Annotated in this window: 19 protein-coding genes; 4 read left to right on the top strand and 15 right to left on the bottom strand. The window is 47.9% G+C overall.

Annotated features, from left to right (window positions below; translation table 11 throughout):
* Window positions 1–54: 54 nt before the first annotated feature.
* The 14 genes from NT140_08930 to NT140_08995 form a co-directional block, all read right to left on the bottom strand.
* Entirely contained in the window at window positions 55–795 is a 741-nt protein-coding gene (locus NT140_08930; GenBank protein ID MCX5831995.1) for an MBL fold metallo-hydrolase, read from the bottom strand.
* The gene (locus NT140_08935; protein ID MCX5831996.1) at window positions 785–2,614 is read right to left on the bottom strand and encodes a recombinase family protein; all 1,830 of its coding nucleotides are present in this window, start codon (window positions 2,612–2,614) and stop codon (window positions 785–787) included. The genes NT140_08930 and NT140_08935 overlap by 11 nt, the downstream gene beginning before the upstream one ends.
* A 124-nt stretch (window positions 2,615–2,738) precedes the next feature.
* A complete protein-coding gene (locus NT140_08940) occupies window positions 2,739–3,395 on the bottom strand; it encodes a recombinase family protein (GenBank protein MCX5831997.1) in 657 nt (218 codons plus the stop codon).
* Between the two features lie 12 nt (window positions 3,396–3,407).
* Entirely contained in the window at window positions 3,408–3,602 is a 195-nt protein-coding gene (locus tag NT140_08945; protein MCX5831998.1) for a hypothetical protein, read from the bottom strand.
* Complete coding sequence (locus NT140_08950; GenBank protein MCX5831999.1) at window positions 3,599–4,009, bottom strand: hypothetical protein; 411 nt, start codon at window positions 4,007–4,009, stop codon at window positions 3,599–3,601. Before NT140_08950 ends, NT140_08945 begins: the two co-directional genes overlap by 4 nt.
* 149 nt (window positions 4,010–4,158) lie before the next feature.
* Window positions 4,159–4,569 carry a hypothetical protein gene (locus tag NT140_08955; protein MCX5832000.1) on the bottom strand — a complete coding sequence of 137 codons (411 nt, stop codon included), beginning with the start codon at window positions 4,567–4,569 and terminating at the stop codon, window positions 4,159–4,161.
* A gap of 476 nt (window positions 4,570–5,045) precedes the next feature.
* Window positions 5,046–5,930 carry a hypothetical protein gene (locus NT140_08960; protein MCX5832001.1) on the bottom strand — a complete coding sequence of 295 codons (885 nt, stop codon included), beginning with the start codon at window positions 5,928–5,930 and terminating at the stop codon, window positions 5,046–5,048.
* On the bottom strand, window positions 5,849–6,130 hold the full coding sequence (locus tag NT140_08965; GenBank protein MCX5832002.1) for a hypothetical protein: 282 nt from the start codon (window positions 6,128–6,130) through the stop codon (window positions 5,849–5,851). Before NT140_08965 ends, NT140_08960 begins: the two co-directional genes overlap by 82 nt.
* Before the next feature lie 83 nt (window positions 6,131–6,213).
* Window positions 6,214–6,504 carry a hypothetical protein gene (locus tag NT140_08970; protein MCX5832003.1) on the bottom strand — a complete coding sequence of 97 codons (291 nt, stop codon included), beginning with the start codon at window positions 6,502–6,504 and terminating at the stop codon, window positions 6,214–6,216.
* A gap of 34 nt (window positions 6,505–6,538) precedes the next feature.
* On the bottom strand, window positions 6,539–7,654 hold the full coding sequence (locus NT140_08975) for a minor capsid protein (GenBank protein ID MCX5832004.1): 1,116 nt from the start codon (window positions 7,652–7,654) through the stop codon (window positions 6,539–6,541).
* Window positions 7,641–7,871 (bottom strand): hypothetical protein, encoded by a 231-nt coding sequence (locus NT140_08980; protein ID MCX5832005.1) that lies wholly within the window; start codon window positions 7,869–7,871, stop codon window positions 7,641–7,643. The genes NT140_08975 and NT140_08980 overlap by 14 nt, the downstream gene beginning before the upstream one ends.
* Window positions 7,872–8,107: 236 nt before the next feature.
* Window positions 8,108–9,112: a hypothetical protein gene (locus tag NT140_08985; protein ID MCX5832006.1), complete on the bottom strand. Its 1,005-nt coding sequence runs from the start codon at window positions 9,110–9,112 to the stop codon at window positions 8,108–8,110.
* 586 nt (window positions 9,113–9,698) lie between these two features.
* Window positions 9,699–10,466: a hypothetical protein gene (locus NT140_08990; GenBank protein ID MCX5832007.1), complete on the bottom strand. Its 768-nt coding sequence runs from the start codon at window positions 10,464–10,466 to the stop codon at window positions 9,699–9,701.
* 181 nt (window positions 10,467–10,647) lie between these two features.
* Window positions 10,648–12,405, bottom strand: a complete 1,758-nt coding sequence (locus NT140_08995) for a ComEC/Rec2 family competence protein (protein MCX5832008.1) — start codon at window positions 12,403–12,405, stop codon at window positions 10,648–10,650.
* Window positions 12,406–12,463: 58 nt separating this feature from the next.
* Here NT140_08995 and NT140_09000 point away from each other — a divergent pair, with 58 nt between their 5' ends.
* From NT140_09000 to NT140_09010, 3 genes are all read left to right on the top strand, one after another.
* The gene (locus NT140_09000) at window positions 12,464–14,131 is read left to right on the top strand and encodes an ATP-binding protein (GenBank protein MCX5832009.1); all 1,668 of its coding nucleotides are present in this window, start codon (window positions 12,464–12,466) and stop codon (window positions 14,129–14,131) included.
* A 36-nt stretch (window positions 14,132–14,167) separates the two neighbouring features.
* Window positions 14,168–15,535 (top strand): sigma-54 dependent transcriptional regulator, encoded by a 1,368-nt coding sequence (locus tag NT140_09005; protein ID MCX5832010.1) that lies wholly within the window; start codon window positions 14,168–14,170, stop codon window positions 15,533–15,535.
* A 94-nt stretch (window positions 15,536–15,629) separates the two neighbouring features.
* A complete protein-coding gene (locus NT140_09010) occupies window positions 15,630–16,505 on the top strand; it encodes an RNA polymerase factor sigma-32 (GenBank protein MCX5832011.1) in 876 nt (291 codons plus the stop codon).
* 89 nt (window positions 16,506–16,594) lie between these two features.
* Here NT140_09010 and NT140_09015 read toward each other — a convergent pair whose 3' ends face one another.
* Window positions 16,595–19,111 (bottom strand): PAS domain S-box protein, encoded by a 2,517-nt coding sequence (locus tag NT140_09015; protein MCX5832012.1) that lies wholly within the window; start codon window positions 19,109–19,111, stop codon window positions 16,595–16,597.
* Window positions 19,112–19,327: 216 nt separating this feature from the next.
* On the opposite strand from NT140_09015, the gene NT140_09020 reads away from it, so the two are divergent.
* The gene (locus tag NT140_09020) at window positions 19,328–19,969 is read left to right on the top strand and encodes a radical SAM protein (GenBank protein MCX5832013.1); all 642 of its coding nucleotides are present in this window, start codon (window positions 19,328–19,330) and stop codon (window positions 19,967–19,969) included.
* The last annotated feature ends 17 nt before the right edge of the window (window positions 19,970–19,986 follow it).

Below are 19,986 nucleotides of genomic sequence, written 5' to 3' on the forward strand. Positions count from 1 at the left end.
TGACGAAACTCCAGATAAAATTTAAGGATGCCGTTATCAATTTAATATTTCTACTTATTTCTGAGCAAGCCCGGTTTTTACCGTTATCTCCCGCCCGTCCGTGGTCAAGGTAATGGCGCCGTGGAGGTCGGTCCGGTATATCCTGGCCGGCAGCGCCGCATAACGCTTCAGGACGTCGGGGTGGGGGAGGTTGAAGGCGTTCTCCTGGCCGCAACTGATGATCGCGATGCGGGGCCGAACCGCCTTGAGGAAAGGCACGCTGCTGGAACTAAGGCTGCCATGATGGGGAACAAAAAGGACATCGCTTATAATGTCAGCCCCAATCGCCATGATTTTGTTCTCCATGACGTCGGAGATATCACCGGGAAAGAGGAAGCCGGTTTGCCCGAAAACCATTCTGATGACCAGCGAAGAATCGTTCGTTTCCCGAAACAGAGCCGCCTGGCTTTTCAACGACTGGGGCGATGCGCCGGCATTAAATACGGTGACGCCGACGCCGTTGATCACTATACGCGTCAATTTTTCCTTTACGATCCGGTGCATGACGCCTTTCTCTTTGATAATCTTCAGGAAATTTTCATAATCTTCCGTGGCCGGGATTTGGCCGTTCGTCCAGACCTCCCGGACCGGGAAATTCTTCAGAATATGCAGCAGCCCCAGCAAATGGTCGGGATGGGCGTGCGTCAAGACCAGCACGTCTAACTTGCTGATTCTTTGCCGCCATAGATAAGGGGCGAGCACAAATTTACCAATATCGAAAGTCCCCATGGCGCTTCCTCCCCCGTCAATGAGCATATTTCCCCCTGCCGGCAGGCGGATCAGCGTATACTTTACTTAATAAAGATTTGTCCTTTAAACTATTTATAACACTCTCCACCCTGTCAAGGTCGAACATAAAGTCCCCATGCGGGTATGGTTCCCTATCAGTAAGGGGAGCGTTCCATTTTTCTTTTGGAATTTCTTTCAGCTCATCACTATCCAGAAAATCAATCGGGCGAACATATTGGACAAAGCATTTACCACCTTGCTCGGGTGAGACGATTGTTTCCACAATCCGCTTCTTTTCTGCGAAGGGGAGGGAGTGCATAAAATCGCTGAAACCTCCCTTTGTTGAAAATTGGAGCTTCCATTTCCCTTTGGGGTCGGATTTTTTCATTGCTTCACAGAATGCCTTGTAGCGGTCTTTTTTGTTTGTGCTGTGGTCAAGCTCACGTTTTGCATCCGTCAAGTCCGCCTGAACAGTTCCCCATTCTTTTTGATCTTTTTGCCGTCCCTCTTCGTAAATTTTCTTGATACCGCTGTTCTCCGTGGACGCAATCAGGTTGTAACCTTCAAGCAGCCTCTTATTAAGTTGCTTTGATTTTTGCTCTAAAAGGGCCACCTTCTTTTCCAATTCCTCCGTGTTCAAGTCCTTAAGCCACGCGCTGACAAAGTAGGTAGGACGTGTCAGTAAATCAATAATTTGGTTAAACAATTTGTCGTCAGTCTGATCGGCATTAACAGCCTCCAGATAACAGCTTTTGCGTCCAGCTATCTCCTTAATATCGGCGCTGACACCATGCCAACAACAGGTATAATACAGTCGAACTTTTCCCTGTTTCCCGTCATTATCCTTTTCAACCTTCACTCTTTTACGCATCCGGCTCCCGCATTCTCCACAATACAGAAAGCCATCAAATAGGAAATGATCTTCATATCCTTTGTAAACCCGCTTGGGTTTCAACTTTTGCGCTTGCATCCTGTCCTGTATTTGCTGCCACTTTTCGGGGGTTATCAATGGATCGAAAGCGAATGTAATCCACTCGCTTTCAGGTTTTGTAGTTTTTCCATCATCAAAATTCTTCTTACCAAGGGCATTCAATTTGTGCCGATAAATTTCCTTGTTGCAAACCTTCTCACCTTTATAAGCAGGATTTTTGAGCATATCTACGACTGAAATGCCGTTCCATCGTGATGATTGTATTTTCTTCTTCTTTATTGCAGAGGGTGTCGGGATACCAGCTCGTGTTAATTCGAGTGCAATTTTTTTTGTTGATAGCCGTTGATTGAGGTAAAGATCAACTACTTTGTGATAAATTTGAGCGTGTTCTTCTTCAATGATAACCTTTCCCGATTCGCTCCTTATGTATCCTAACGGTAGCTCCCCGAAATAAGCATCACCTTTTTCCCATTTTATCTTTCGCCCTGCCTGTGTCCGCTCGCGAATCATTCCCCGCTCAAGCTCGGCAAAGATAGCGATAAGACTAAACATCGCTTTGCCCATAATACCATCAGTATTGACTATTGGGTCTTTGACGCAGATGATTTCAAGGTGGAGTTCTTCGTGCAGCTTGTGCCATAGGTTAAGGGTATCTCTGATGTTTCGGCCTAATCTGTCCAGCTTCGTAAACATGATTGTATCAAACAATCCCTTTTCGGCATCACTTATCAATGCTTGCAGTTCTGGGCGTTCTAATGAGCCGCCAGAAGCTCCCCCATCGCTAAAGAATTTCTCTAACTTCAGGCCCTCTTGTTTGCATTTTTCCTCGATAATGTCCCTCTGATCTTCCAAGCTCGTCCCGTCCTTGGCTTGTCCAACAGTCGAAACCCTTGCGTAACCAGCGACACGTTTCATATTTCCCCCCTCGGCCACCTATTGATTATAATCATATACCGTATCTTGTCCCGTGTCTCTCTCTATTTGTTACCTTTTGCCTGCCTGTACCCGCCCAGAATAGGACTTCGTTATGGGGGGCGTCTCATACCCTAAGCGCTGGTTCAGCCCGCTTAATGGCGTTCTTACCTAACCAGTTGTGAAGGTTTGCCGGGGTACAGTGATACCGCTCTGCGATAAAGTTCTTCGGGACGTGATTATTGAGCAACGCAATGATCTCGGGCCTGTAGGCATCTAACTTGCTTTTCCCCGGCCCACGTGGACGGCCTAACAGCTTTCCTTTCGCCCGTGCCGCTTTCAGTCCTTCGATGGTACGGGCAGAGATCAAGTCTCGTTCGATCTGGGCCGCGATAGAGAAAACCATCGCGAGCACTTCCCCTGCGAATCGGCCATTCAATTCAAATCCATTCTTCACGTCATAAATGGAAATTCCCTTTTCCTTCGCGGCAGCAATGCAAGACATAATGTCAACCATACTCCGGCCTATACGGGATAACTCGGGGACAATAATTTTGTCGTCTTTACCAAGCTGGTCAATGATCGCTGCGATTTTCCTGTCCTTCCATCCTATCTTTCCGCTGGCCTTTTCCTCGATAAACTCAACATGGCCGAAAGCCCTGTCGTTAGCGAACTTGAGTATATCGGCCTTGTTTTTTTCGCAGTCCTGCTCTGTCGTGCTTACCCGGAGATAAGCGACATTCCGGGGAATTGTCTTGACCACTTCTTTTATAATCTTTGCCATGTGCTGCCTCCTTTATGGTTGCACTGCGATTGTCGCGTAAGGGTCTTGCAGTTCCCTGCGTGCGTATGCTTTGGCCTTTTTCAACGCCTCGCTGTAATTCGCTTGACTAAACCACTTCGTTTCGCCGTTAATCTGAAACGCCCAGCTCCCGAAGCCCTTTGGTTTCGTGCCGTGACTGAATTCATATTGAAGGGTAGTGATTATCATTTTTTGGCCTCCTTCTCGGCAATCTTCTTGTAAATCGCAATCCGTTTGGCCGTAAAGTCGGCATCCTTTCCCTTCGCTGTGTAAATTTTGGTAAACACCGATTCGATGTTCTTGTCCGTGGCCTTGTTTTCCAGAAGTTCTTTCATAACGTTAAGCGCGGACTTGGCCTTTTCCTTCTTGGCCTCCACTTCTGGAACTGGAACGGGGACAGTCTTTTTGGCCGCTGTCTTTTTGGGTGTCGCTTTTACCTCTGCCGTCACTTCTGGAACTGCCTTTGTTTCTTCTACTGTTACCGCCGCTGCTTCTTTCTTCGCCTTCGTAGCCATTTTCACATCCTCCTTTTTGTTGGTTGTCAATTCTGTGACTGTTACCGTTGCCGCTTCTGCTGCCTTTGCCTTCTTCGCCATTTTGTGCCTCCTTTTAATGAAATACGTTTTTTCTTAATTTCTATATTACGGTTCCAAAAAGGAGAAGTAAAGCCTTTTCTTTAATTATTTCAGGTAGTTGACTTAAAGTTTAAATGATCGTTAATATTATATCGTTCAGTGGCCATGTCTTACAGTTTTCCAAGTCTTTCCATAATTGCCCCGATGGTTTGAGGGGTGTAATAAAGATCGAGCTCGACGCCATTACTGATAAGTTCCTCGATGTTGATATAACCAAGCTCCGCGTTCTCCTTGTCCCCGTTTAGACAAGCGAACCCGAAAGCCTGTAACTGTTGGCCTTGTAGTGTGTCATCAGGACTCCCTTCGTCCTTTTCAACAATCCACCAATCAGAGCCGCCATAGAAATAATGAAGCGTTGCAAAGGCAGCCTCGCCCTGTCCATCTGTCTCATAGGTTTTCGGCATGGTGGCGATCTGGTTTTCCAATTTCTCCAGCATGGCCCTGTAAAACTCGCCTTCTTCGCCCTTACAGTAAGATAATATCGCTGCCATCTGACTTTTCCCGATAAAGTTCTCAAGCATTGTTCATTCTCCTTTTACCAGCCTGCTACGTTATTGAAATATAAAGAGGGGAAAGTATCGCCCCCCATAACGAAAGCCTGTTCTCCGCCGTGTCTGACGGTAATTATGCCGTGCCTCATGTGATAGCAAACTCCTTTTGTAATCTTCCCTTGCTTTTTTGTGGTGCGTATCCTCGGAGGTGACAGGAATAATGTTGGCAATATCCTGTCATCATCGCTTTGCTGGACATGCAAGCTAAACAATACTTGGCGATATTTCTTTTTGGCCGGTGATTTTCCAGTAAATGACAGCTTGGATTGCAGGGTTTTGTATCGCATTGTTTACAGAACTCTTGGATTGCCTCGGTTGGTGTTTTCATAAATTATTCCCCTTCCTTGTGAAAAGAGAAGTGCCGGTGAGCAAATGGCACTTTTAACTCTGCCGGCACCTCTCGAAGCCGACCACGGGAAACGTTGGTAAACCGTGGTGACTCAGTGTCAATGTTGGATACCACGTGAAATCCTTGTCGCTCTTTCATTGGATTGAAGGTTGATACCTGCATTTTTTTCCTTCCACTCCTGATCCTGTGATATTTTGGTTTGTTCCTTGTTCCATGAGCGAATGCGATTATCCGCTAACACTTGCTCATGCTCGCTTTGCGGCGGGAAAACCTGATAAAATTCTGTTGGGCTCAAAGGGTCTTCAATCTTGCCGTTGATCAACATTTTTGCGCTTGTGGCCGATATCTCTGCCGCTCTCGCCCGTACCGCTTTATAAATCAGCTTCTGGTCAGCTTCTTTCGCGATCAGCGAGGGGTCTTGAGTAAAAGCATATTCCCGCCGTAGCTCTGTCAGGTGTTCGCTGTTAAGGAGAGCATCGGGACTGCTTACCAATGCTTTGATAAAGTCCAGATTACCTTTGACCATATCACCGCGTTTCTTTGGTTCGGTATTACGGATGATTTGCCGTATTTCCTGATTGCGTAACTCTGCCAGCATGGCCTTTGTCGGGTCAGAAAATGTCTCTGGTTGAGAGACACGCAAAATTTCATTTTGAACAGCGGCAACCTCTGATTTGTATCGCTCGATATGTTTCCGCAGGAAGGACATGAGCGACCTTTTGGCGTCCAAAATAAGCTCCTTCCTTTTGGCCTCGACCACTTCCGCTTTATAGTCGCTCGTAGCTGCATTCAGTTCTTGCGCTCGCGTAACGGCTGTTGAAAAATGGTGCAGGCCAAACCTTGCCTCATCATGGAGATCGGCAAGGTGCGGACTTATCCACGGTTGATCATCTTGGATGTTCAACAATCCGTGGATTCCAAACTCGTCTTGTATCGGGTGAGCTTTCTCTTGCTTTCGCCCTGTTGGTCTTTGGTATGGCATGGTAATATTCCCTCCTTCATTTCTGTTTCTGCTGGTTCGTTATCAATACATGGGGCGGCTTGCTCCTGTTCATCGGCGGGGTAAGCTCCGGTAGCAATGTCAATCTGCCGGATAGCCTCGTTAATCTTTTCGATTGACACAACTGGCCTTAGTAACAGACTTTCCAGTGCAGCAACCCGTTCCCTGATTCCTGGCATCATTTACCTCCTGTAGCTCTTTAATCCGTTCATAAAGTTGCAATGTAAACTTTTCCAATAATGCTATTCGCTCAATTGGTCTCATTTTATCTGCCTCCATAATAGGTAAGATTTTCCAGTTTCTTTAGTCTGTCCTCAATGCTGCACTGTTCAAAACAGTTCAACATTATTTGACTGCCGTAAATCATCGCCCTGCCTATCTGTACGTCAATCTCCTGCCGCCTTATCTGGTTCAGGGTAATGCTTAACAGTCGCCGGACGTCCTCTGCTGTTTTAAGCGTGATCTTATACCGCTTCTTGTCGGGGGGCCTTTCCTCGTCCCTCTTGTCTGTCGTGGCTTTCAGCGTTCCACGAACTATTTTAATCGCTCTATTCATGCCACCATTTCCTTTATTTCCCGGTGGTTTTCCCTCAATCGTTCAGCCTTCTTTTCAATACTTCCAGCGGTATCGGGCGGCCTTTGTTGTTGATCAAATCTGCCATGTCAAGTTTCTCTCGTTTCCATAAGTCAAATCTACCCGTCCCGAGGATTTCCTCCTGTGTCGTGGCGGGTTGATCTTTTAGCCACGCATCATAAGCCTGTGCTGGAACAGGGCCGTTCATGCTTGCCCTCTCTCCTGCTGGGATGTTGTCCAAAGATTTGATTTGTTTTGATGTAAGGGGGGATTTTGGGCCAGCTAATTCCGCCCATGATTTTGTTACGGGGACAAGACAACACCTGCATCCCCAATGTGCCGGTATTGCCGGGTATGCTTTATTATGACCTACTGGCTTCATGTCCATGTCAAACCGTTTTCCATCCAGAGCAGCACATTCAAGCGTGGTTCGCTTGTCTAAAGTAGCTATCCATTCAAATCCATCAAGAACATCGGCATTGGCCTTGAAGGTTTCCATTCTGGTTGCATTGGCCACCGACATAACGCTGGTTCTTACCAATGCTGTTGCTTGCCGCTTTGTCAAACTCATTACGCCCGGGCTGGTTGCTGTTCCTCTTATCCGTCCGATCAATTGACCGACTGTTTCACCTTGCAACATCCCGATCTGGATTTTCATTGTTCCTTCCGCCATTGATGCGGATAGCCGGTTCTGTAAGTCTGTTGACTGTTTAAGCCACCAATCGCCGATAATTTTCCCGTCAATCATTGTATTCTCGGCAATCCCTTTGACAACATCGGGGGTTAGGGTCACTTTGAATAAATCAACTCCAACGGCCTTATTGAATGACTTGACGATAGAGTCGGCCTGTGTCGTGGCCGTTTCCGTCAATCTATTATTAATGTCGTTGGTTATCTTCTGAAAAATTCTATCCAAGATTTTCTTGATTTCCTCATTTAACTGTACCAGTCTGTTTTTCTTCCAAGCGGTCATTGTCGGGCCTGACGGGTCAATTTGTGCGAGCTTCCCGGCTATCTCGTCCTCTGCTGCCTTCAACAAACCTTGAACCTTGATGTTTAGATGGTGGGAATATTGGTCAAGGGCTGTCTGTGACTTGACCGCTGAATTCATTAGCTTCTTAGGTATTGACATTTGTCACCTCTGTTCTTTCCTTAGCGGCTTTCCAGACGTGGTAAACGAGCATGATCGTCCACTTTAGAGCGCGTCGCGGCCACCTTCCTTGTGCATTCAAGTCCTCCGCTATGCGCTTAAAGGTTTTTTTCTTTGTGGTACGATAGAAAACGATTTCCTCGATAATGTCTTTTTCCACTGGACTTATTTCTCCAAAATGTCTTGGCCGTCCTCCCATAATGACCTCCAACTATGCAAAATTATTTATAATCTCCCTTTAGGAAGTTATAACAGGGATTTTTCAAATTAAAAGATAAATCTTAGGGGGAAAGCGAAATATTTTTTAGGTGGTCAGATTAGACAGGGTGCGGGATAGTATTAACGAACTTTTTCGCAGTCAATCGTCAAGATGAACACCCCTGTCTTTCGTCGGGAGGAATTTATCAGATATATCTATGAAAAAGAGGTTTTCATCTAATCTCTACTTTCTGGTGGGTGTATCACTCCTGTAAATTTTACACTTCTGGAAATTTTACATTTCTTCTTCTTCTTCTTCTCTAATTCGGCATTAAACTCGGCCTGTTTCCTTTTTTGAATTCGACCATCCGATTCAACCACTCCACATTTTTTCAATAATCTGGTATGGACATCAGACAGTATTTGCTGAGATTCCTTTTGTGCCGCGTCCAGTACATCAATTGCGGATTGTAATGCCGTGAACAGTTTAGAATTTACATCAAACGCTTCCGGTTCATGAGATTTAATCTGCTTTTCAAAAGGTACAATATCCCGGCCTGTACTATGTCCTTCTATCTTATCTTTTAAAGCCTCCAAAGTCCTCAAGGCGTTTTCGACCATATCAAGCGTGTAGGTTGACTGTTTTATAGCTAAGCGTCCACTGTTCAACGCCTCTATGTCATCTTCTATGGCCTCAAATCCCCCTTCTTTATATTTCCGAGTGATTTCAGTGAGTTTTCCGTTGGTCATTTCATTCAATTGTTCGGCGTCAAATAAATACTCTCTCAACTCATCAGGAAAGCTGGGGGCTGATATTTGATAGAGGATAGAAGGTTTGACATTCATAGCGATTTCGCGTACTCCCAAACAATGTTTGTAAACATTCATAAAATTGTTTGCAGTTTCATAACTGAAATCAAGATTATTGGTAATCCAGTCCTGAAATCCCTTTCCTTCTTGCTGGCAGATTTTCTTTGCGTGGATTAACAGTTCGCCAATTTTGAATATTTCGCTCTTGGTAATCTTAACCCGAATCTTTATCTCTTTTAGGAGTATCTCAAGCTGTGTTTCGGGACTTAATGTTGATATACCAAACATCCGCTGCCGTTCAAAAGAAACTGCTACATCGTAAAGGGGTTGATATGGTAGCAATGTCTTCGGGTCTATATCTTCTTGCTCAAAATAATAACCATCTTTACCATTACGCAATTTCTTTCTGAATTCATTTGTGCTGCTCATCATCTTTCCCCCGCCCTGTAAGTCATGTTTGTCAATACCATTATACTGTATGTTTCAAAATCTTGACCACATTTCTGCAATATTTTTTCATGTTTCGATAAGCTGGTGATTTTTATCTATAATCAACCAGCCATGACAGCGTTTATTTTGGTAGGGGCGACTTGTTGACACTCGTTTCAAATAATCACCCCTTCGCGGCAGGTGACTGGCGGCGGCATAAGATATTACCAGCGGGGGGCGGGGTAATGGTAATCATCTGTAAGGGAAAAGTGATTATCAAAGGAGATCAAAAGTGGAGGGGGTATCGCGAAGCGATACCATCTTAATTTCTGATACTGACATCAATGAAGGGCGATAGCCCTGATAGGTCAGTTCTGAAATTACAGATGTAAGATTGGTAGTTGCTTTGTTTGTATGTAGTCTTTAAAAGAGAAAAACTATTATAGGTCTTCAAACATTCCTTATAATATTAACGCATTATCTCTGTTTTGATTACTGGTGGTATGTTAAAAAACCCAATAATATTAACCCACCACCAGTAATCAAATACAAATACCACCAGTAATCATTACTGGTGGTATTGGGATGTTCAACGGGTAAGTTTCTTTATGGATTCTTCAGTTAGGAACCAAGCAAACATCAAGTGATTATCTATTACAGCACCGGTATAATATCCAAATGCGTAAACTGGTTGATTATGATACATCCCTGTTGCTCCTATTTTCCTCAATGCTCCTAACTTTCGTGAACCGGCAAGATACTTGCGGATACCAGATTCTGACAGTTTCATCTTTGCTGACATTTCCGAGTAAAACTTTGCATCTGCAACGAAGGCCAAGTAGCTTTTATCTCCTGTTTTCACAATGTCCTTTAGATCACTCTGAGAAATCTGGTCGTAATTTTTAATAGCATTCAGGAAGTCCCATTGTCGAGGATACCTTTTCAGATGGCGGGTAACAATGTCATATCGCTCTTTCCAAGCGGGGGTGAGTGTCGTCCAATATGGTTTAGATTTGTTCGGGTGATCGGCTGCAAACTGATGGAATGCTTTCTTGATTTTCTTAACATCCTTTTCGTTCCCTGCTCCTTCTATCGCTGTCTCATATACTTCTTTGAGTTGGTCATAAACCATTTTCTCTTTATTGGCGTCTATTTCCAGCCGCTCCATGAGTTGTCTTTTTGTATCTTCTCTGGTGGGCTTTTGTCGTGGCGGCGGGTTATCGAGGGCTTCCCTTCGGGCCAAGTCCTCCCGAAGAGCTTTGTCCTGCTCTGGAAACGCCGCAGCGAAGCGGCTAATTACTCCGTCTGTGTCATCCTCTATTTGATCATCGTCCGGGTCTGCATCTTGTCTGTCCATTTTTCACCTCTGCTTCGGTAAGTGCCGGGAAGACAGGGAAGAAGCAGCTCCCCTGTCTATACCGCCTGCGCAGGCGGCCCCGGCTGTAGGTTATCGTTATCAGTAGCTCATTACCATCCACTTGCGAGACTTAATTTTTCAATGACATATAACTTGGTTTTTACAGGGATTGATATATTTATTAAGTTAAGTGGTTTAGCGTGGCGCTACCCTGTCCAACATCAATGGCCGTAATTTCAAGATGTTGCCGGAAATGCTCACGGCCCGCCAGGTAAAGGGCATCACCGGTAAAGAAAATTATCAGGGCCAGCAGGGCCAATTTGAGAAAAATGGGCTGTTTAGCCGTTTTCCCACCCGCGGGATAATTTTCGCCCATTTTATTGCTGATCATAATAACAATGATGATCAGCAGCATATAATAACAGATTATTTCCAGCATGTTAGGTGTCGAGATGCTGACGTAGGACCCGGGCAGCGAGGCGAGATAATTTATCACTGTCACCGACAGTCCGGCGGGCAGGGACGTAAGCTGGACCAGCAGGCCGGCGAGCGTGGATGACAGGGGAAGACTAATAATAACGGCCAGTCCCGTGGTGAGCGCTACCATGCCCAAAAGCGGTACGATAATCAAATTGGCCAGGAGGGTGATGGTGGAAAGGCCGTTAAAAGAGGAGGCGATGATGGGCAGTGTCCCCAGGGTGGCGCTTAGGGTGACACATATGAACATTAGCAGTATATGAAAAACTTTCCTGGGAATCGTGACGGTTAATGCTTCGTCTTCTGTTTGACCCGACCTGAAAAGCTTGGACAAAATGGGCGAGACAAAGATAAGGGATGCAACGGCGACGAAAGAAAGCTGAAATGACACGTCAAAAAGGGCATAGGGACTGACAAACAGGATGATCAAGGCCGCCAGTGCCAGGGTATTGAAGAGGTCTCGATCCTTGCGCAGGAGAATAGCCAGGAGGCAAACAAGCAGCATGATCGTCGCCCGAATGACGGAGATGCCCAGCCCGGCGATAAGCGAATAGATAATTACAGGCAACAGGGCTGTGCAGGTGGCAACACGAAGGGCGTTGAATCTCAAAAGCAGATAAGGCGAACTTTTCATGATAACCAGGGTCAGGAAAATGGTAAATGAGGCCACCAGGGCCACATTGAGACCGGAAATCGCCAGGATATGCGAGGTCCCGGTCCTGTTGAAGTTTTCCCTGATCGGAGGCGGGATCGGCTTCGTCTCCCCTAAAAGCAGAGCCTGGATAATCTCTCTTTCCGGAGTTGCCGAATTGTCCACGATGACTTGGCGTAATCGGCTTCTGAGCCTTTCCAAGCCCATTTTGAAAAGGTTTCCCAAATCTGCTCTCATCAGCACCATGTCGGAGGGCTCATTGATCACTCCCCGCACTATAATGCCCTGCACCCGCAACTGTTTTTCATAGTCGAAGCTCCCGGGATTATGGAAGTTGTGAGGTTTCCTCAGGCGGCTCCGAAAGCGGATTAAATCACCATATTGCCGGGCCTGATCGCCCCGGACGGTCAGCATGACCATTCCTTCCACCGGAAGATCTTTATTTGTTCCAATAATTTGACGGACAGCGACGCTGAGCACCTGGCCATCGGGCGTTTCTACAGGCGTTGCGGCGATGACGCCTTCTACCGTCAGCTTCTCGTTGCTTATGTAATGGACAATGTGACGGGGGCCGGGGGGGGCATAGAGATAGAAATTGACGTCCAGGATGCCCAGGATTAAGAAAGCAGCCGAGGATACAGCCAGAATGGCGCCGGACGCTTTTTTGAGCATTGCCAGGAGCAGACCCAGTAAAGTGGCGATCAGGCAGGCCAGCAGGGGCAGGTCGGGCAGGGGGAGGAAATATCCTGTCGCAATGCCGACGCTAAGGGCGATGGTTGGATAGATGAGAGGTCTTGGCATAATTTGCATTAGATAATATTTCGTAAGTAGTATAGTATGCAAGCAGTTTTTTGTAGAGGAAAGCATTATGGATAATCGTCGTTTGGAACCGGAAAATCTGACCGCCAGAATCCACTGGCTGATGCTGGGGCGGGTGGCCATTGTCACCTTTTTGCTGGGTATTGCTGCATTGAGCGTATTCCGGGAGTTGGAACTTCTCCCGCAACGTTCGCTTACTTTCTATTACATCATAATCGTTGCGGCCTACGGGCTTTCCTTTTTCTATCTCTTGTTCCTTTCCTTTGTCAAAAGCATCAAGGTGAACATCTATATCCAGACGGCCTGCGACGTAGCGTTGATTACCTACATGGTTTATGTCACGGGCGGGACGAGCAGTATCTATTCCGTTTTCTATACCTTAGTCATAATCTATTCCGCCTTGTTCCTGGGCAGGAGCGGCAGCCTGATCGTCGCTTCGGCATGCAGTATTTTTTACGGGACCCTCCTGGATCTGGAATATTACGGGTTGCTTGACCCCCTCTATTCATCCCTGGGGGAATACCCATTTCTCGCGAGCTATGTTTTTTCCCGTATTTTTACGCATATCCTGTCCTTTTACCTGATTGCTTTTCTGGCCAGTTTCGTCGTGGAACGGGAAAAGAGGGCGCGTGTCCTACTGGCAGAAAAAGAAGACGCCTTTGAGCAGTTAGACATGTTGCACCGAAGCATCGTGGAATCGGTTAGCCTGGGCATCCTGACAATTAATCCGGCCGGCAGAATAAAATCATTCAATCGGGCAGCGCAGGATATAACCGATTATGACTTCAGCGAGGTTGAAGGTAAGGATGTTACCGCGATATTTCCCTTCAGCGCCAATATGCTGGCCAAGCGGGATACCTATCCCGCACCGGCCGAGAATCGTTTCGAGGTGACCTTGCAAACCAGCAAGAATCGCACGGTAGTCCTGGGTTGTTCACTCTCCTCGTTGAAAAATAACGCCGGCGAGAAGATCGGCGACATCATGATTTTTCAGGATCTCACTTCCATCAAGAAGATTGAGGAAAGCTACGAAAAAAGCCGGCGCATGGCTCTCATCGGTGAGATGGCCTTCCGTCTGGCCCATGAAATAAGGAACCCCCTGGCCTCTATCAGCGGGTCTATCCAGATGTTGAGCCGGGATTTGCAACTCCCCGACACAGATGAAAAGCTGATGCGCATTATCTTGCGCGGAAAAGAGCAATTGGAATTCTTCATGAAAGACTTTCTGCTGTTGGCTCGGCCGACACCGGGCGCCCCTGCGCTGGTTGACGTCAGAGAGATTATTGAAGATGTCCTGGAGGCCTTGCAATTTGTCCCCGACTGGCATGAAGGCATTGAAATCAAAAAGAATCTTGGGAGAGGCGCCTTGATTTATGCCAATCGGACCGACATCAGGCACGTCATCTGGAATCTGCTGCTTAACGCCTTGCAGGCCATGCCCGACCATGGCATCCTGCAAATCTCGACCAGACTGGGCAACGCCGATTCCTTGCCCAATTGCCTGGAGATATCAGTATCGGACACGGGTTCCGGGATTGAGGACAATGCTCTGGGGAAGATATTTGAACCATTTTATACGACCAGGGAGCGCGGTACCGGGCTGGGGTTGGCGATTGTGAACCGGATCGTGGAATACAACAAGGGAAAAATAAATATAGTAAGTGAAGTCGGCCGGGGAACGGAATGTGTTGTGCGGTTGCCGGCAGCGGTAACGTAGTAGGGGCACGTTGGTACGGGCCCCAAAGGGGATAAAATGGCAAATATTCTGGTTGTTGACGATGATCAGGGCATGAGGGAGTTTCTGGAGATAATGCTGGGACGGGAAGGCTATCGCGTGGCCGTGGCGGTAAGCGCGGAGAAGGCCTGGGAACGTTGCCGGAAAGAAAAATTTGATCTGGTTATTACCGATCTGAAGATGCCCGGTGCCGATGGGATCGAGTTTATCAAGGGGATGAAGGATATTTCCCCGGAAACACTCATAATTCTCATTACGGCTTACGCATCGGGCGAAACGGCGGTCCGGGCCATGAAGGAGGGGGCTTATGACTACGTCGAGAAGGGCTTTGACAGCGAGGAACTGAAGGTTACGATTCGCAATGCCTTGGCGAAGAAAGGCATCAGAAAGGACGACGCCCTTTTTATCAAAGGTGTGCAGGATGCCCTGTGCTTCGGAAAAATAATTGGCAAGAGCAAGGAAATATTAAAGGTTTACGGTATCATAAAAAAAGTGGCCAATACGAACGCCAACGTCTTGATTCTGGGCGAAAGCGGTACGGGTAAGGAACTGGTGGCGGAGGCCATCCATGAAAACAGCGCCCGGAAAAGCATGCCTTTTGTGGTGATAAATTGCGGGGGCATTCCCGAAAATCTGCTGGAATCGGAATTGTTCGGTTACATGAAAGGTTCCTTTACGGGCGCCTATTCAGACAAACCGGGGCTCTTTGAGATTGCCCGGGGGGGATCCATTTCCCTCGATGAAATTGCCGAATTACCGCCCGCCCTGCAGGTAAAGCTATTGCGGGTTGTCCAGGAAAAAACCTTCCGCCGGATAGGCGGCGCTGAGGACATGAAAGTGGATATGCGGATAATTTCCGCGACGAATAAAAATCTGGAAAAGAGCGTCAAGGAAGGGACTTTCCGGGAAGATCTGTACTATCGTCTCAATGTTGTTCCTGTTCATATTCCTCCGCTCCGCAAAAGAAGAGAGGATATACCGCTGTTGACGAGGTTTTTTATCGAAAAATATTCCCGGGAATTTGGCAAGGAGATCAATACGATATCGTCTTATGCCCTGGAACTGCTTTTGGAATATCAGTTCCCCGGCAACATCAGGGAACTGGAAAATATTATCGAGCGCAGCATCGTTCTGGAGCAGTCCAATATCATCCTGCCCGAAAACCTGGTGTTGACGGGGAACATCGGGACGGCAGACTATATCAGTGATGATCTTGATATTCCTTCCGATGGGATAGATTTAAATGACGAGGTGGCCAAGCTGGAACGACGTCTGATTGAAAAAGCGCTGGAAAAGTCCGGAGGCTCAAAGACAAAGACTGCCGAGCTGCTCCATGTCAGTTCCGATTCTCTGCGTTACCGGATAGAGAAGCTGGGGATTCAGTAAGTTAGAAAATATTTAACTGACAGGTTATAATTGAAAGATCTTGACTCAGCGTGAACCATTGTGATGTATAGCAGGGGAACTTTATAGTGGGAGTGTGCTTTTGAACTTACCGTCTATCACCGCAACATTAGACATCTATATTGCCGAGATCAACCGTTTTCCTCTTTTGACGGCCGAGGAAGAATTCAAACTGGCCGTTGAACTGAGGAAAGAAAACAGCCTGGCGGCGGCGGAGAAACTCGTTGTCTCCAATCTGCGTTTTGTCGTCAAGGTGGCCCATGAGTACCGGAGCTACCGGATGAAGCTGGCGGACCTGATCCAGGAAGGCAACATCGGTCTGATGCACGCCGTAAAAAAGTTTGACCCTTACAAAGGCTACCGGCTGATCTCTTATGCCGTCTGGTGGATCAGGGCCTATATTCAGAATTATGTGATCAAATCCTGGAGTATCGTCAAGATCGGTACCACACAGGCGCAGCGGAAGTTATTCTTCAAGATGAGCCAGACACGGAAGGAGCTGGAGACCATTTCCAAGAAAAACCCCGAATTTAGCGAGATTGCCGAATCTCTGGGCGTCAAGAAGTGGGAAGTGGAAGAAATGGACGTCCGCATGGGGCAGGATCTTTCCCTAGATGCTCATGTGGGTGAGGGATCGGACATGACATTCGGAGATAATCTGCTGTATGAAGGCGAAGATCAGGAAATGGCTCTGATCAAGAAGGAAGAAATGTCGCTCGTCCAGAGAAGTATCGCCGGCGCACTGGCCCAACTCAATGAAAAGGAAAGTTTCATCGTCACGCACCGGCTCATGACCGACAATCCCCTGACCCTTCAGGAGATAGGCGATCGCTATAACTTTACCCGCGAACGGGCCAGACAGATAGAGCAGCAGGCGATCAAGAAACTCCGGCTGGCCATACCCTACGAAGTGGAAAGTAAGAACCTTCCGGCGGCTATCGGCGCCGATTAGTGACCTGTCGAATCAGCCTTAAAATCTCACTTTTCTAAAGGGGGACGCTATGATTCCCCTCTTTGGCAAAGAGGGGTTGGGGGAGATTTTTATTTCTTCCTGCTGACCAAGGCGTGGCTGATTGCGTCGCTAAGTCCCTGGAGCCCATAGGGTTTGCCCAGGAAGACCTGGGGCAGTTCGGGATGGTCGCCGGCCATTACCTGGACTTTGTCGTAGCCGCTGGCGAGGATCACCGGGAGGTCGGGCGCGAGCTGGCGCAGGGCCGTCAAGGTTTCCCAGCCATCCATACGCGGCATGGTCAGGTCGGAAAGGACTAAACAGATTTCATCCCGGCGCTGCCGGAATACTTCCAGAGCTTCGACACCGTCTTTCGCTGCCAGCACCGTAAAACCAAGGCGAGTGAGCATAGCTGCGGCTATGTCGCGCAGCATCATCTCGTCATCAACCAGCAGTATCGTGCCGCTGCCTGTGGTCGCATCGTTCCCACGCTGGAGCGTGGGAACGATGGGTCGCTTCAGTCTGGGAACGATAAGTGTGGGTTGGGCAGCTTTGTCCGGCTGCCGGGGAACTTCTGCGGCAGATACCGGTAAATATACCCGGAAGGTACTCCCTTGTCCTGGTGCACTCTCCACGGTGACGGCTCCGTCGTGCGCCTTGACAATCCCCAGAACCACAGGCAGGCCCAATCCCCGGCCGATAAACTTGCTGGAGAAAAAAGGATCGTAGAGATTCTCGATGTCTTTGTCCGGGATGCCGCAGCCCGTGTCTGTCACTTCAAGGCATGCATAGGGACCGTCCTGCGGCTGCCAGGCGATAGGCCGACGATGCAATGTGGGGATATCCGCCGGGGAAACCGTTTTGACACTCAGGTGAATGGAACTCCGACCCGTACCGACAACCTCCCAGGCATTGGTGATCAGGTTGGTCAGCACCTGCTGGATCTCAATCGCGTTGGCCATGACGGCAGGCCCGGGAGATGGCAAATTAGTCTCCAGTGTCACGGTTCCCGGCATAGAGGCTTGGATAATGGGCAGGTTCCGCAGGCAGGCCTCGGCAATATCCAACAACTCCCGTTTGTCGAACGATTGACCGAGGTAGGTCAGCATCTGACCGCTCACCGCCGCCGCCTCATTTGCCGCCCGCATGGCTGCGGTCAGGCTATTGACGGGGCCCGCACCTTTAGGCAGCTCGTCAATTGCCATCTCCAGGTTTCCGATCACCACTCCGAGCTGATTATTAAAGGTGTGGGCAATAGCGCCGGCCATGCGGCCCAGGCTTTCGGCCTTCTGGAGTTGACGGTTTCGGGCTTCGAGTTCTGCCCTCTGTGCCTCCGCCTGCTTGCGGAGGGTGATGTCGCGTATCGCCGCAAGATGAACCTGCCGCCCCTGCCACGGAAAGATGTTGACCATGATTTCGACAGGAAAAATTGTCCCATCTTTTTTGCGATGATAGCGAATGGGAATATGCTTCCATGCTTCCTGCGTTGCGCGTTTTGTTTCGTCTGGTTCGGCAGAGAGTTCGATATTTTTCATACGGAGAAGTTCCTCGCGGCTGTACCCGTACAACGACTCCGCGACGCGGTTGGCTTCAATCAAATTGCCGGTGTCTTTGTCAACGAGAAGAATGGCGTCGGCCTCTAATTCGAACAATTGGCGATACTTCTCCTCGTTCTCCCGCAGCTTCTCCTCGGAATGGATATGGACCAGAACACCACCTATCTGCGCTGCCAGCATCTCAAGCAGATGGCGTGTGTGGATCGGGATATCATCATGAACATGCGAAGCCATGTTCATGATTGCGACAAGATTGCCCTTGTGCAGCACCGGAATTGACGCGAGAGCGGTCAGCCCTTCCCTGTCGCGGGTCTCATCTTTACCCGGCGGCCAGAGAGCCGTGTATCGCCCATAAAATGATGTACCGGCTCTCGCCCGTATCACCTGCGGAGAATCAGCCGCCAAATGGGACGTGTGCTCAACCATTTCGGGTGAGTGTCCGCAAGTAACCGATAAATTTAGAGTACCGGTGACCGGGTCATTCAAGTAAATCCCCCCGGAGTCCAGACCCTTATCCTGCAAGGCAGCATCAAGAATGTGTTCGAGGGCTTCTTTTACGGTGTGGCAGGTTGTGAGGCTAAAGACAAGGTTGTGCTGGATTCGCAGCGCCGCCTCCGCCTGCTTACGCTCGGTGATGTCTTGAATGGTCGTAAGCAAATAATTTGCATTGTTAATGCTCATCATGACAACATTGAACAATCCATATCTATAGCCTCTGCCTTTTGGCCTGACTTCCATCTCAAGATTTTCGACGCGTCCTTTCTTGCTTAGTTCATTGTAAAAAAAAGCTCTTTGTTCTTCCGTTATAAATCCGGCTTCTCGAGACGTATGTCCGATAACTTCATGCCGCTTAAGTCCTACAAGTTGAAGAAAAGCATCGCTGACATCAAAGAATCTGCCCTCTTTCACTGTAGTAATAGTCATGGGAATTGAATTTTGGAGGAAAGCTTTAGTGAATTTCTCTGAAGTTACTCTTGTTTGTTCGATTTGCTCAAGACGCAGGCAATTGAGCTCTTCAATCAGTTGTTTCTTGGTCTTTCTTGCATCTTCCATAGCATCCTCTCAATAAAAGAATAGCGCCCGGAAAAGAAAAACCATATCTCGTCCCGACTCAACAGGCTGATGTTTCTTATCAATTATTCGTTTGCTGGTACACTCGTACTCTACCCTAAAACATAAAGTCAATGACAAATATGTTTGAATATGGCCATCTGAAAGTGGTAAGGTAAAGTAAATAGTGAATTTGTTTCATCGGCAGGAGAACATATCTTGAAAGTAAATGAGATTTTTTACAGTATTCAGGGCGAGTCTTCCTGGACGGGGTTCCCCTGCCTTTTTGTCCGGTTGACCGGCTGTAATCTTCGGTGTTCTTACTGCGATACGCAATATGCATACGATGCCGGAGACGAACTGACAATTGCCGATATAGTCACACAGGTGGCGGAATATCATTGCCCCCTGGTGGAAATCACGGGCGGCGAACCCTTGCTGCAGGAAGAAACTCCGCTATTGGTCGGCAATCTGCTCGATAGGGGCTATCGGGTATTACTGGAGACGAACGGCAGTCTCGATGTAAGCCTTGTGGACCGTCGCTGTGTCAAGATAATTGACGTCAAGTTGCCATCGAGCGGGGAGGCGCAGCGTAACTATCTTCATAATCTTGACCTGTTAAATGATAAAGACGAACTTAAATTTGTTATCGGCGGTCGGGAGGATTACGATTATGCCGGGAAGATTATTAACCTCATTCCCCAGGAACTTTTAGATAAGATTGTTGTTAATATTTCACCTGTTTTCAGTACGATGGCGCCGGAAATGCTGGCAGCGTGGATATTGCAGGACCATCTGGCCGTGCGGCTCAATATTCAACTGCACAAGATCCTCTGGCCGGCGAATATGAGAGGGGTATAATTGAAAAAACAAGGATA

Source organism: Deltaproteobacteria bacterium, assembly GCA_026388415.1.
In the GTDB taxonomy this organism is placed as follows: domain Bacteria; phylum Desulfobacterota; class Syntrophia; order Syntrophales; family JACQWR01; genus JAPLJV01.